Genomic DNA, 13,739 nt, shown 5'->3' on the forward strand with positions numbered 1-13,739 from the left:
GGCCCACGCCACCAACCTCGGAGTCGGCCCACGTCTCGCGCGCCCCCCTTCACAACCGGTGCGCCGCCCCCGTAGGCGTAGCCCCCCGCGTGTCCAGCAGCAGTTGCGCCTTCACCGACAACCCCTGCAGGTCGTACGTCCGGTGCTGCTGGAGGAGGATCGTCAGGTCCGCGTCGGCGGCCGCCTCGTAGAGGGAGTCGGCGCGGGGGACCGGGCGGTCGAGGATGCTCCAGGACGGGACGAGGGGGTCGTGGTAGCTGACGGCGGCGCCGAGTTCCATCAGGCGGATCGCGATTTCGCGCGCGGGGGTGTTCTGCTGGTCGGCGATGTCCGCCTTGTACGTGACGCCGAGCAACAGCACGCGCGCGCCCCGCGCCGACTTGCCGTGCTCGTTGAGGAGGGTGGCGGCGCGCTGCACGACGTAGCGGGGCATGCGGCTGTTGACCTGCTGGGCGAGTTCGACCATGCGCAGGGGGCCGCCGGGGTGGCCGGTGCGGTCGAGGGGGACGGAGTGGCCGCCGACGCCGGGGCCGGGGCGGAAGGCCTGGAAGCCGAACGGCTTGGTCTCGGCGCAGCGGATGACGTCCCACAGGTCGACGCCCAGGTCGTGGCAGAGCACGGCCATCTCGTTGACGAGGGCCATGTTGACGTGCCGGAAGTTCGTCTCCAGGAGCTGGACGGTCTCGGCCTCCCTGAGGCCACGCGCGCGTACCACCTTGTCGGTGAGGCGGCCGTAGAAGGTGGCGGCCGACTCGGTGCAGGCGGGGGTGAGGCCGCCGATGACCTTGGGGGTGCAGGTGGGGGTGAAGTCGCGGCGGCCGGGGTCGATCCGGCTGGGAGAGTACGCGAGGTGGAAGTCGCGGCCCGCGCGCAGGCCGGACATCTCCTCCAGGAGCGGCCGCAGGAATTCCTCGGTCGTCCCGGGGTACACGGGCGACTCCAGGATCACGGTGGTGTGCGGGCGCAGCTGTCCGGCGAGGGTGCGGGCGGCCGCCTCCACCTGGCTCAGATCGAGCCCGCCGTCCGCGTCGCGCGGGGTGGGGGCGCAGATGACCGCGGTGCGTACCCGGCCCAGTTCGACGGGGTTGGCGGCAGGCCGGAAGCCCCCCGAGAGCATCCGGCGCAGTTCGGCGGGGCTGAGGGAGCCCGCCTCGGGGCCTGTGCGGTAGCCGAGCGTGGGGATGCCGGCGGCCACGGCGGCCTGGGCCAAGGGCAGTCCGAGCGGGCCGAGTCCGATGACGGCGAGATCTGCGGGCATGGCGTGGGCCGTCCTTCCCAATAACCGAAGCGGGACAGGTGCGCAAGCCCGGTGGACAGGATGAGCGAGCGCAATGTCAGACTAGGAGTAAATATGACCGTTATGTGGGATTGATTCGCTGTGTTGACCTGCTGTGTTGTCCGGCAGGCCCATTCCGGTGTCCTGAGAGTTGTCCACAGGCTGGGGGTGAGTGGTGGCTGAAGCCGGGCAACGCGGTCAGAATTTGGGCATGGGGGATACGGAGCGGGCTTCGCCCTGACGGGTGCGGCCGGCGCCACCGACAGCGGGAGGCAGCGGTGAGGACAGCGACACTGGGGCCGGCGCAGCGAGCCGAGTCACTGGCGGCCATGGCCGAGCGCGAGCTCGACGTGCTGGTCGTGGGAGGCGGCGTGGTCGGCGCGGGCACCGCCCTCGACGCCGCCACGCGCGGCCTGTCCACGGGTCTGGTCGAGGCGCGTGACTGGGCGTCGGGCACGTCGAGCCGGTCCAGCAAACTGATCCACGGCGGCCTGCGCTACCTGGAGATGCTCGACTTCGCCCTCGTCCGCGAGGCGCTGAAGGAGCGTGGCCTGCTGCTGGAGCGGCTGGCCCCGCATTTGGTCAAGCCGGTGCCGTTCCTGTACCCGCTCCAGCACAAGGGCTGGGAGCGGCTGTACGCCGGGTCGGGCGTCGCGCTCTACGACGCGATGTCCATGGCCCGCGGGCACGGCCGGGGCCTGCCGATGCACCGTCACCTGAGCCGCGGTCAGGCTCTGCGTGTCGCCCCCGCCTTGAAGAAGGACGCGCTGGTCGGCGCGCTGCAGTACTACGACGCCCAGATGGACGACGCCCGCTTCGTCGCCACGCTGGTGCGCACGGCGGCGTCGTACGGCGCGAAGGCGGCCAACCGCGCGCGCGTGACGGGTTTCCTGCGCGAGGGCGAACGGGTCGTGGGCGCGCGCGTGCAGGACGTCGAGGCGGGTGGGGAGTACGAGGTCCGCGCCCGGCAGATCGTCAACGCCACGGGCGTGTGGACGGACGACACGCAGGCCATGGTGGGGGAGCGGGGGCAGTTCCACGTCCGTGCCTCCAAGGGCATCCACCTCGTCGTGCCCCGGGACCGGATCCACTCCTCGACCGGGCTGATCCTGCGCACCGAGAAGTCCGTGCTGTTCGTCATACCCTGGGGCCGGCACTGGATCGTCGGCACCACCGACACCGACTGGGACCTCGACAAGGCCCACCCGGCCGCCTCCAGCGCGGACATCGACTACCTGCTGGAGCACGTCAACTCCGTCCTCGCGGTGCCGCTCACCCGCGACGACGTCCAGGGCGTCTACGCCGGTCTGCGCCCGCTGCTCGCGGGCGAGTCGGACGCCACCAGCAAGCTGTCGCGGGAGCACACCGTCGCCCATCCCGTGCCCGGGCTGGTCGTCGTGGCGGGCGGCAAGTACACGACGTACCGGGTGATGGCCAAGGACGCCGTCGACGAGGCCGTGCACGGGCTCGACCTGCGGGTCGCCGAGTGCGTCACGGAGGACGTGCCGCTGCTGGGCGCGGAGGGCTACCGGGCACTGTGGAACGCGCGGGCGAGGACCGCCGCCCGGACCGGTCTGCACGTGGTGCGGGTCGAGCACCTGCTGAACCGGTACGGCTCCCTGGCGGAGGAGGTCCTCGACCTCATCGCCGCAGACGCGTCACTGGGCGAGCCGCTCCAGGCGGCCGACGACTACCTGCGCGCCGAGATCGTCTACGCCGCCTCGCACGAGGGGGCGCGACACCTCGACGACGTGCTGACCCGGCGCACCCGCATCTCCATCGAGACCTTCGACCGGGGCACGCGCAGCTCCCGGGAGGCGGCCGAGCTGATGGCACCGGTCCTCGGCTGGGACAAGGACCAGATAGAGCGCGAGGTCGAGCACTACGACAAGCGGGTGGAGGCGGAACGGGAGTCGCAGCTGCAGCCCGACGATCTGACGGCGGACGCGGCGCGGTTGGGAGCGCCGGACATCGTGCCGCTGTGAGACCTGCCGGGTGCTCCTCGCGAGAGCGCCGGGTCGTCTTTCGTGAGACCGCCCGGTCGTCCTTGCGCGACCCCCGCCCGGTCCTGTCTGCGAGGCTCGCCTGTTCCGGTCTGTGAGGCTCACTCGTCCGTTTCACTCGAACGAGTGTCGTGAGCTGGGATCTTCGTTCGGAACCGGGTCGTTCTAGAGGGTGCGAGGGCAGAACTCGGCGGCGAGCAGGGCCGGTTCGAGGCCGGGGTCCGCCATCGCCGTCGTGTTCACGCGGAAGGTGAGGACACGTCGGCCGTCGACGGTGGCCGCGGTGCGCACATAGCTGCCGGAGATCCGGCCGTTGTGTCCCCACACGGTCACACCGCAGGTCAGCGTCGCGGGGAACAGACCCATGCCGTACGAGCCCTGTGCGGTGCGGGTGTCGAGCATCTCGCGCAGCCAGTGCGGGGGCAGCAGCTCACCGCCCAGGAGCGCGGCGTAGAAGCGGTCCAGGTCGGCGAGCGTGGTCACCAGCTCGCCCGCGGCCCCGGCCACCCGCGGGTCGAGCTCGGTGACGTCGGTTCCGTCCGTGCCGTAGGCGCGGCCGTGCGGGGAGGGCAGCGAGGTGCGGGACCCGGGGAAGGAGGTGCCGGTCAGACCCAGTGGAGCGATGACGCGCCGCTCGGCCTCCGAGGCGTACGAGCGGCCGGTGACCTGCTCGACGACCATGCCGAGCAGGACGTAGTTGGTGTTGGAGTAGGCGTAGCGGCCGCGGTCGGCCGGAGGGTGGGTGAGTGCGATACGGACGGCTTGAACGGCGGTGACGGGGACGATGCCCCCGGTGTCCCGGATGAAGTCGTACAGGCCGCTGGTGTGGGTGAGCAGGGAACGCAGGGTCAGCGCGCGTCCGTCGTTGCCCGCTCCGCGCACCAGGCCGGGCAGGTGCCGCTCCACCGGGTCGGACAGCGACAGCCGGTGTTCGGCGGCCAGTTGGAGGACGACGGTGGCGAGGAAGGTCTTGGTGATGCTGCCGGCCCGGAAGTGGTCGGAGCGGGCGATGCCCGGGCCTGCCTCGGCGTAGCGGGTGCCGGTCTCCTCATGGGCCAACAGGGCCGCGGCGGGGGCTTTGCCCCGGGTGAGCAGGAGGGGTAGGAAGGCGTCCGTGGAGTGGGTCGAGGTCGCCCGGGAGCCGGCCGCGGTCAGGGCGAGGAGAACCAGGGCCACGGGCACGGCCAGCAGGCTTCGCGACGCCGGCATCTCGGATCCTCCTTCCTCGTCCCTTCAGTCCCTTTCGCACTTCCGCTTGAGCCCTCATCATGCCGGGCTGAGCCCATCATGCAGGGCACGGGGGCAGGTGCGTCAGGGGGTCTCGCCCGTCCGGCTCGGCCGCCAGGTCCGGCCAGGTCCGCCTGGTCCGCATGGTCTGCCTGGTCCACCCGGTCCACCCGGTCCACCCGGTCCGTTGGGCGGCCGAAGTGGGTTGGGCGCTCTGGGCGAAGGCTGTCCCGGGCGCGACGGGATTCCTTTCCGGGGGCTGAGCGGAGGCTGTTCCGCGCATGGCCGGCGCTCCCTGTTTCCCCGTGCCTGGGCGGAGTCTGTTCGCGGATTCGATGGGAGCATTCCCGGGCCCGGCCAGGGTCTGTTTCGGGCATTGGTGGGAGCTTGTTCCGGGGCCTGGCCGGACTGTGCTGCACCTTCTGGCCGGAATGCGTCGGTCCTGTGGGGCGGTGAGGGGGCCCCTGGGCGTTGGGCACTTGTCGGGTGAGGGACAATGGAGGCTCTGTCAGGGCGGGTTGCATGAGGGGACGCATGTCGGAGGCGGAGCGGGCGGGGTCATCCCGTCAGGACAAGAGCGCACGTCTCCTCGCCGGGCGGTACCGGCTGGGAGACGTACTCGGCCGCGGCGGCATGGGGACGGTGTGGCGCGCCGAGGACGAGACGCTCGGGCGGACGGTCGCCGTCAAGGAGCTGCGGTTCCCGTCGAACATCGACGAGGAGGAGAAGCGCCGGCTGATCACGCGGACGCTGCGCGAGGCCAAGGCCATCGCGCGGATCCGCAACAACAGCGCGGTGACGGTCTTCGACGTGGTCGACGAGGACGACCGGCCGTGGATCGTGATGGAGCTCGTCGAGGGCAAGTCGCTCGCCGAGGTCATCCGTGAGGACGGTGTGCTGGAGCCGAGGCGCGCGGCGGAGGTCGGGCTGGCGATCCTCGACGTGCTGCGGTCGGCCCACCGCGAGGGGATCCTGCACCGCGACGTGAAGCCGTCGAACGTGCTGATCGCCGAGGACGGCCGGGTCGTGCTCACCGACTTCGGTATCGCCCAGGTCGAGGGCGACCCGTCCATCACCTCGACCGGCATGCTCGTCGGCGCGCCCTCCTACATCTCCCCGGAGCGGGCCCGCGGGCACAAGCCGGGACCGGCGGCCGACCTGTGGTCGCTCGGCGGCCTGCTGTACGCGTCGGTCGAGGGCACGCCCCCGTACGACAAGGGATCCGCGATCGCGACGCTCACCGCGGTGATGACCGAGCCGTTGGAGGAGCCGAAGAACGCGGGTCCGCTGAAGGACGTCATCTACGGCCTGCTCACCAAGGACCCGGAGCGGCGGCTCGACGACGCCGGGGCGCGGCAGAAGCTCAACGCGGTGATCCACGCGCCCGAGCCCAAGGAGGCCGAGCCGGCGGACGCGACGAAGCTCGTGCCGCTGCCGGTGCAGCCGGACGGCCCCGGGGACAAGGGGGGTTCGGGCGGGGAGGCTGCCGAGAAGCTGCGCGGGGCCCTGCGGTCCGTGCGGAAGGCCGCCGTCGCGGCGGGGGCGGCCACCTCGGCCGCGGCCCGTGCCAAGTCGGCGAGCGGTACGGCGGCTTCGGGGAGCGTGACGGAGGAAAAGGCGAAGGGCGGCGTGAGTGCCGGTACCGCCGCCTCCGCGGCCACCGCGCCCGCTGTCCCGGCTGCCCGGTCCGCCACGTCGAAGACCGCTACCACGGCGGCATCCGAGTCTGTTTCGGCCTCTGGTTCCGGTTCGGTTTCCGCTACCGGGGCCGGGGTGAACGGCAGCCGCGGGCCGGGTGCGTCGGGCGGGCAGGGTGCTCGTGGGGGGAACGGCGGGACGGGCGGCCGGAGTTCGGGGTGGCCCGTGATGACGCCGCCGGATCTGCCGCCGCGGCCCGTTCCCAGGGCGCCGCTCACCGATGTGGTGCCGAAGCGGACGCTGGTGATCATCGCCGTGGTGGTGGTGCTCGCGGTGCTCGGCACGGTCCTGGCCCTCACGCTCGGCGACGGCGACGACAAGGCCGACGGTTCGAAGAGCGGCGGTGCGAAGGTCGTCGCCAGTGAGAGCGCGAGCGCGAACACCAAGGAGGACGAGGCCGGCGGGACCGGTACGGACGGCTCGGCGTCGCAGTCCGCGTCGGCGGGTTCCGCCTCCGGCAGCGGCACGCCCAGCTCCGGGGTGTCCACGACCGGCGGTACCGGTTCCGACGTCTCCGCCACCGAGAACAGCACGGCGGCGACGACACACACGGGCGGGCAGGGGTACTCGATCGGGCTGCCCACCGGGTGGAAGTACCAGTCCTCCGATGCCGCGGGGGACCGGTTCACCGGGCCTGACGGGCAGAAGCTGCTCGTCGCCTGGACGACCACGCCCAAGGACGACCCCGTCGCGGACTGGAAGAACCAGGAGCGCTCCATGGTGCGCTCCCAGTACAAGAGGATCCGCATAGAGAAGGTGGAGTATCGCGGCTGGAACACGGCCGACTGGGAGTTCACCTATGTGGAGAGCGGCACCGCGTACCGCACGATCGACCGCGGATTCGTCGTGAGCAGCAGTCAGGGGTACGCGCTGATGTACACGGCGAAGGCCGCCGCGTGGGACAGCGCTCTGCGGAAGAGCACCTGGGCGACGCTGACGCAGACGTTCACGCCGAAGAAGTAGCGCCGGAGCGGAGCGGAGCGGGGCGGGGCCGGGGCGGGTCGTTCGCGGTCGGCGCGTGTGCGGTACGTGTTCGAGGCGTGAGATCGGGCATCCCCTCTCTGCGGGTTGCCTTCGGCACGTATCGTGAGTGCTTGCGGACCGTACGCATCCAGCAGTGCGCCTGGATACGGTCGGGTGAGGCCGGAACGGGCCGCGGGGCGAACGGAATTGACCGACCGGATGGCCGGGGGAGGCAACGTGGACGACTATGCGGGGCGGGTGCTCGCCGACCGCTACCGCCTGCCGCTGCCGCCCTCCGACGAGTACGAACTCACCGAGACCCGGGCCTTCGACACCTACAGCGGGCAGGAAGTCCTGGTCCGGCAGGTGCCGTTGCCGGAGGTCGTCGAGGCGGAGGTGCTCGACGCCGAAGGGCTGCCCGACGGGTTCACGGCACGGGAGCGCGGGGCGCGGAGGCCGGCGGGACGCGCGGGCCTGGGTGTCAGTACGAGGCGGCCCGCCGATCCGGTCGTACGGCGGGCGGTGGAGGCGGCGCAGGCCGCGGCGAGCATTCCCGACCATCCGCGGCTCGACCAGGTCTTCGACGTGTTCGCCGAGGGCGGTTCGCTGTGGATCGTGAGTGAGCTGGTGGCCGCGCGGCCACTCGCGGCGCTGCTCGCCGAGAAGCCGCTGACGCCGTACCGGGCGGCCGAGGTCGCCTCCGACGTGCTCATGGCGCTGCGGGTACTGCACGCGCACGGCTGGGTGCACCGGAACATCACCGCACGCACGGTGCTCGTCTGTGACGACGGCCGGGTCATGCTGACCGGGCTGGCCGTCGGGGCGGCGGAAGAGGCGTTGTGCGGGTACGACCCGGTGCCGGCGGAGGAGAGCGAGGAACGGCCCGGCCGCTCCGTCGAGGAGGGCGCGGGGCTTCGGGGGCCTGGAGGGCCGGGCTCCGGTGGGGGCGGGTTCGGCGGTGCCGCCCTGCCCGGTGGCGTGGGCCCCGGGACCGGTGGGACCGCGGGGCGGCCGCGGCCCGGAGGGCTGGGAGCCGTCAGCGGGAGCGGGACTGTCGGTGGGGCCGGGATGGATCCCGAGGCCGCTCGGCGGGCGGCGATCGAGGCGCGGGCGGCCGGCGGGCTGCCGGCGGCGGGAGCCGAGCCGGCGAACGGAGCCTCCGGTGCCGTGGCCCGCAGGACCGTGGAGACGGGTGGGGACATTCGTGCCGCGCGGGCCGGTGCCATCGCCGCGTACCGTGCGGGCGCCCGGGCGGCGGCCCGGGTGCAGGAGGCCCAGCAGGGCGGGCGGGCGGCGCTGCCGGGTGCCCGTACCTCGCCCGAGGGTGACGTAGGAGTCCCGGGCGCGGCGCCGTCGCCGTATGCGATCGGGAGCGGGCGGGAACAGGGGGCCGGGAGTTCGGCTCCGGGGCAGATCGCCGACCCCTACGGGGTGCGGGGGGCAGTCGGCCCCAGTGCGGCTGGGCATGTTCCCGTGCCTCCGCAAGGCGTGCAGGCGGACGGTCCCGTGCCCCCGCAAGGTGTGCCGGTGGGCGTGCCCGCGCCGGGTGGCGGGGCGGGCGGTGAGACGCGGGCGGGTGCCCGTTGGGACGAGCTGGCGGCCGGGGCCGGGGTGCGGAAGGGGCCGGGCACCGCGCTGGCCGCCGAGCGGGCGCGGCAGGCTCGGATGGCCGTCGTCGGGCCCGTCACCGAGCGGTGGGCGCCGGAACAGGCCGGACCCGTGCACGAGAACTGGCAGCTGGCCGCGCCGATCGGGCCCGCGACCGACCTGTGGGCGCTCGGCGCGCTGCTCTTCCGGGCCGTTCAGGGGCATGCCCCGTACCCGGAGGAGTCCACGGCGGAGCTGGTGCAGATGGTGTGCGCCGAGCCGCCGGCCTTCGCCGAGGAGTGCGGGCCGCTCCGGCCGGTGGTGGAGTCGCTGCTGCGCCAGGACCCCACCGAACGCCTCGACTTCGAGGAGCTGCGCGGCTGGCTGCGCTCGCTGGTGCGCTCGGCGCCCGAACCGGAGGCGGGCACACACGTCGTCGCCGCACCGCCGACCGACCCGCGCCGGCTGCCGATCGTGCGCCGCAAGGGCGAGCTGGTGCGCCGGCGGCGCGCCGGGCTGCCCGCGACCAGCGGACGGCACAAGCGGACCCGGCAGGAGACGGCGCGTTCGCCCCGCAGCCTGGGCCGCACCCTGCTCCTGCTGATCCTGCTCGCGCTGGCCGCGGCGATCGCGTACGCCGTGCTGTTCATGCCGAAGGCCGATCAGGACGGGGCGGGCGGCGCGAGCGGTGCCGACCGGACCGGGGCCGCCGGCCAGGCCGAACAGGCGCCCGAGGCGAGCAGCGAGCCCCGGCCCGACGACCAGAACTCGCCGGCGCCGGACAGCAGCGCCTCGGCGTCCTCCGGGGCCTCCGGGTCCTCCGGCTCCGGCGCCACCGAGACGCAGTCCGGGGCCGACGTCCCCGACGGCTTCACCCTGCGCGAGGACGCCGAGGGCTTCCAGATCGCCGTCGCCAACGGCTGGGACCGCACACCCAAGAACGGGCGCGGACAGGTCGTCTACTCACACGGCGGCTTCGAGCTGATCATCGTGCCGGGGCGCGACACCGCCTCCCAGTACGGCAACGACCCGATGGCGTACCAGCGGGAGAAGGAGAGCGAGCTGCAGCCCTACCGCGACTCCAGCTGGGCCACCGCCTCCGGGCTGCGGACGATCCAGGTGGGCGGGCGGACCATGGCCGAGGGGCAGTTCACCTGGACCGGCGACGACGGGCGCGAACTGTTCGTACGCAACCTCGCCCTCCTCCTCGACGGGCGGTACCACGTCGTCCAGCTGCGCGGTCCCGAGGCCGAGCGGGACGAGGTGACACGGCTGTTCGAGCAGGCGTCGGCCAGTTACCGGTACACGGGCTGAGTACTGAGCGTCGTAGGCCTCGTCGGTTCCGTGTCCACCCCGGAAAGCGACAACCGTCACAGTGGGGTTTCCTTGGGACCCCGCTGGTTCCGTGGAGGGGGACCGGTCTTTACTCTGGCCCCTGTCAAGAGCATTGCGGGGCAACGTGAATCAGATGCAGGGCCTGCTCATCGCGGGCCGCTACCGGCTCGCCGACTCCATCGGCAGCGGCGGCATGGGCCGAGTGTGGCGCGCGCACGACGAGTTGCTGCACCGGGCCGTCGCCATCAAGGAGCTGACCGCTGCCCTCTACGTCTCCGAGAGCGACCAGGAGCGACTGCTCGCCCGCACCCGTGCGGAGGCCCGTGCGGCCGCGCGGATCAACCACTCCGCCGTGGTCACCGTCCACGACGTGCTCGAACACGACGGCCGCCCCTGGATCGTGATGGAGCTGGTCGAGGGCCGCTCGCTGGCCGACGCGGTCAAGGAGGACGGACGCGTCGAGCCCGCCGAGGCCGCGCGGATCGGGCTGTGGGTGCTGCGCGCCCTGCGCGCCGCGCACTCCGCCGGCGTCCTGCACCGTGACGTCAAGCCCGGCAACGTGCTCCTCTCCCACGACGGCCGCGTCCTGCTCACCGACTTCGGCATCGCCCAGATCGAGGGCGACACCACCATCACCCGCACCGGGGAGGTCGTCGGGTCCGTCGACTACCTCGCCCCCGAGCGCGTCCGCGGCCAGGACCCCGGCCCGTCCTGCGACCTGTGGGCGCTCGGCGCGACGCTGTACACGGCGGTGGAGGGCCGCTCGCCGTTCCGCCGCACCTCGCCGCTGAGCACCATGCAGGCGGTCGTCGAGGAGGAGGCCGCCGAGCCGCGGTACGCCGGCCCGCTCGGGCCTGTGATCACCGCCCTGCTGCGCAAGGACCCGGCCACCCGGCCGGACACAGCCGAGGCGGAGTACCTGCTCGCCGAGGCGGCGGAGGGCCGCCGGCCGAGCGGGGCACAGGCGTACGTGCCGACGCAGTTCGCGGGCCCCGGCCAGGGCACACAGGGCAGCGGGACGCATTTCGTGTCCGGACCCACGCAGGGCAGCGGCCCGCAGTACGTGTCGGGCACGACCCAGGGTGGGGCCCACTTCGCGTCCGGCACCCAGTACGCCCCCGCTCCGGAGGCATCGACGCCGGTGCCGGCCTCCGGAGCCCGGCACGCCATGACCGGACCGACCACCACCGGCCCCGGCCCGGCGCAGCCCCGGCGCCGCCGGCTCCGGACCCTCGCGCTCGTGGTCGCTGTCGCCGCGCTGGTCGGAGGCGCCACGGCGGTGGGGCTGCAGGCGTTGAACGAGAGCCGGCAGCCGAGCGCCGAGTCCGGCGCCTCCTCGAGCCCCAGCCCCAGCCCCACGGCGACCAGCACCGGCAAGGCGGCGGAGGGCACCGATCCCGCCTCCTGGAAGCCGGTGACCGACCCGTTGGGCTTCGGGCTCTCCCTGCCCGAGGGCTGGGAGCGGACGGTGTTCCAGGACGACGGCGACCTCCAGCAGATCGACTACTCACCCGACGGCGGCGAGCACTTCGTCCGTATCGCCATCGACGCCTCCCCGGACTTCAACGACCCCTACGCCCACCAGATCGACCTCGAACAGCAGCTCAAGCGGCTGGTCGACTACAACAGGGTCACCCTGGAGCGGAACCTGTACCGCGACCGCGAGGGCGCCGAGTGGGAGTACACCTGGACCGCGCTGGCCAAGGACACGGAGTTCCCGGGGCCGCGGCGCGCGATCGAGGAGACGTACATCGCGCGGGACGGCACCGAGTACGCGATCTACATGTCGTCGCCCGCCGAGGACTGGGAGACGACCGCCGAGCAGTTCAAGTCCGTGTTGCAGAGCTGGCGGGAGCCGCAGAGCGCTTCCTGAACCCCGTTCCGTGTCCCGGCCTCCGTCCGTGACTTGGCCGGTCGGCGCCCCGGAGGCGGGGCGTCCGGTGGGGCATGATGGGGCGCATGGGGACCGAGGGGGACGCCGTCCGGGTCATCGCGGGCCGCTACCGGCTGGAGGCGAGGCTCGGGCGTGGTGGCATGGGCGTCGTGTGGCGGGCCACCGACCGGCTGCTGGAGCGGCAGGTGGCCGTCAAGGAGCTGGTCCCCGACGACTCCCTCTCCGCCGAGGAGGCCCGCGGCCGCCGCGACCGGACGCTGCGGGAGGCCCGTGCGGTCGCCCAGTTGAGCCATCCGCACATCATCGTCGTGCACGACGTCGTCGAGGAGGACGAACGCCCGTACATCGTCATGGAGTTGATCGACGGCAGCTCGCTCGCCGACCGGATCGCCGAGCACGGGCCCGTCGAGGCGCGTGAGGCGGCCCGGATCGGCGCCGACCTGCTCGGCGCCCTGCAGGCCGCGCATGCGGCCGGGGTCCTGCACCGGGACATCAAGCCCGCGAACGTCCTCGTCGAGTCCGGCACCGGGCGCGCCGTCCTCACCGACTTCGGCATCGCCCAGGTCGCGGGCGCGACCACGCTCACCGAGACCGGTTCGTTCGTCGGTTCGCCCGAGTACACCGCGCCCGAGCGCATGTCCGGGGAGCGGACCGGCCCCGCCTCCGACCTGTGGTCGCTGGGCGCGCTGCTGTGCACGGCCCTGAGCGGCGAGTCCCCGTTCCGCCGCGACTCGTTGGGCGGCATCCTGCACGCCGTCGTCTTCGCCGAGATCCGTACGCCCCCGCAGGCGGCACCGCTCCTGCCCGTCGTACGAGGGCTGCTGGAGCGGGATCCGCAGCGGCGGCTGGAGGCGGCGGAGGCGGAGCGGATGCTGCGCGCCTTCCTGGACACCGGGCGTACACCACCGGTGCCGGCGCGGACCGGATACACGCCGACACAGGCCGACCTGCCCCGTCAGCTGTCCTTGTCCCCCTCGGGCCCTCCCGGCCGTGAGCGGTCCACACGGGGCGTGCTGGTGGCAGCGCTGCTGGTCGCGGCGATGGCGGGCGCGGGGGTGTCGGCGGCAGCGCTGCTGGTGGACCGGGGTGGCACCGGGGGCGGGTCGCCCACGAGTTCGGCGCCGGGGCGGCCGACGGGCACCTCACCGACGTCCAGCGCCGGTGCCGGGGGTGGCCTCACCGCCACTGCCAGTGCCAGTGGCCCCACGGTGGGCGGCTCCCCGTCCGTCTCCGCCTCGGACCGGCCGTCCGCCCCCTCCGGCTACCGCGTCGCCGACGACCCGGCCGGGTTCGCGCTCGCCGTGCCGGACGGCTTCACGCGGGTGTCGCAGGGCGAGCGGGTCTTCTACATGTCCCCGGGGCAGATTTTCCGCCTCGGCATCAAGGTCACCGACCCGCAACCCGGTGGCCCCCTCGGCGTGTTGGAGCGCTCGGCGGCCAAGGGGCCGGACACCAACCCCGGTTACCGCGACGGCCGGGTCACCGTGACCACGCGCGACGGACGCCCCGCGGCCCTCTGGGAGTTCACCTGGGACGGCTTCAGTGCGGCGGAGGGCCCCCGGCACACCTACGACCTGTGCTGGGAGGAAGGCGGACGGCTGTACGACGTGTGGGTGTCGGCGCCGCTCGGGAAGGTACGGGAGGCGCGGGAGTACTTCGATGTGGCGGTCGACACGCTCGTACCCGCATGAACCACCCGCTCGTACCCACCTAAAGGGGAGATAAGGAACGGCCCGGGTCACGGGTCTGTGACCGG

At 73.1% G+C, this 13,739-nt stretch carries 7 protein-coding genes; 5 read left to right on the forward strand and 2 right to left on the reverse strand.

Annotation, left to right across the window (positions count from 1 at the left end):
- Positions 1-49 precede the first annotated feature (49 nt).
- Entirely contained in the window at positions 50-1,258 is a 1,209-nt protein-coding gene (locus tag IE263_RS07210) for a nucleotide sugar dehydrogenase (protein WP_189933456.1), read from the reverse strand.
- A gap of 296 nt (positions 1,259-1,554) precedes the next feature.
- Between IE263_RS07210 and IE263_RS07215 the strand changes: the two genes are divergently transcribed.
- On the forward strand, positions 1,555-3,261 hold the full coding sequence (locus tag IE263_RS07215; protein ID WP_189933458.1) for a glycerol-3-phosphate dehydrogenase/oxidase: 1,707 nt from the start codon (positions 1,555-1,557) through the stop codon (positions 3,259-3,261).
- Positions 3,262-3,444: 183 nt separating this feature from the next.
- Here IE263_RS07215 and IE263_RS07220 read toward each other — a convergent pair whose 3' ends face one another.
- Positions 3,445-4,488 (reverse strand): serine hydrolase domain-containing protein, encoded by a 1,044-nt coding sequence (locus tag IE263_RS07220; RefSeq protein WP_189933460.1) that lies wholly within the window; start codon positions 4,486-4,488, stop codon positions 3,445-3,447.
- 552 nt (positions 4,489-5,040) lie between these two features.
- On the opposite strand from IE263_RS07220, the gene IE263_RS07225 reads away from it, so the two are divergent.
- From IE263_RS07225 to IE263_RS07240, 4 genes are all read left to right on the forward strand, one after another.
- Positions 5,041-7,167, forward strand: a complete 2,127-nt coding sequence (locus IE263_RS07225; RefSeq protein WP_189934283.1) for a serine/threonine-protein kinase — start codon at positions 5,041-5,043, stop codon at positions 7,165-7,167.
- A gap of 237 nt (positions 7,168-7,404) precedes the next feature.
- Positions 7,405-10,068: a serine/threonine kinase C-terminal domain-containing protein gene (locus IE263_RS07230; RefSeq protein WP_189933462.1), complete on the forward strand. Its 2,664-nt coding sequence runs from the start codon at positions 7,405-7,407 to the stop codon at positions 10,066-10,068.
- Positions 10,069-10,222: 154 nt separating this feature from the next.
- Positions 10,223-11,962, forward strand: coding sequence for a protein kinase domain-containing protein (locus tag IE263_RS07235; protein ID WP_189933464.1), 1,740 nt, complete (start codon positions 10,223-10,225; stop codon positions 11,960-11,962).
- 86 nt (positions 11,963-12,048) lie between these two features.
- Entirely contained in the window at positions 12,049-13,674 is a 1,626-nt protein-coding gene (locus IE263_RS07240) for a serine/threonine-protein kinase (RefSeq protein WP_189933466.1), read from the forward strand.
- The last annotated feature ends 65 nt before the right edge of the window (positions 13,675-13,739 follow it).

The organism is Streptomyces aurantiogriseus (assembly GCF_014649375.1).
Lineage (GTDB): Bacteria > Actinomycetota > Actinomycetes > Streptomycetales > Streptomycetaceae > Streptomyces > Streptomyces aurantiogriseus.

Bases quoted from the DNA above. Each gene is read 5' to 3' on its own strand.
- IE263_RS07225 (WP_189934283.1), top strand. From the start codon at position 5,041: ATGTCGGAGGCGGAGCGGGCGGGGTCATCCCGTCAGGACAAGAGCGCA.
- IE263_RS07210 (WP_189933456.1), bottom strand. From the start codon at position 1,258: ATGCCCGCAGATCTCGCCGTCATCGGACTCGGCCCGCTCGGACTGCCC.
- IE263_RS07235 (WP_189933464.1), top strand. From the start codon at position 10,223: ATGCAGGGCCTGCTCATCGCGGGCCGCTACCGGCTCGCCGACTCCATC.
- IE263_RS07220 (WP_189933460.1), bottom strand. From the start codon at position 4,488: ATGCCGGCGTCGCGAAGCCTGCTGGCCGTGCCCGTGGCCCTGGTTCTC.
- IE263_RS07240 (WP_189933466.1), top strand. From the start codon at position 12,049: ATGGGGACCGAGGGGGACGCCGTCCGGGTCATCGCGGGCCGCTACCGG.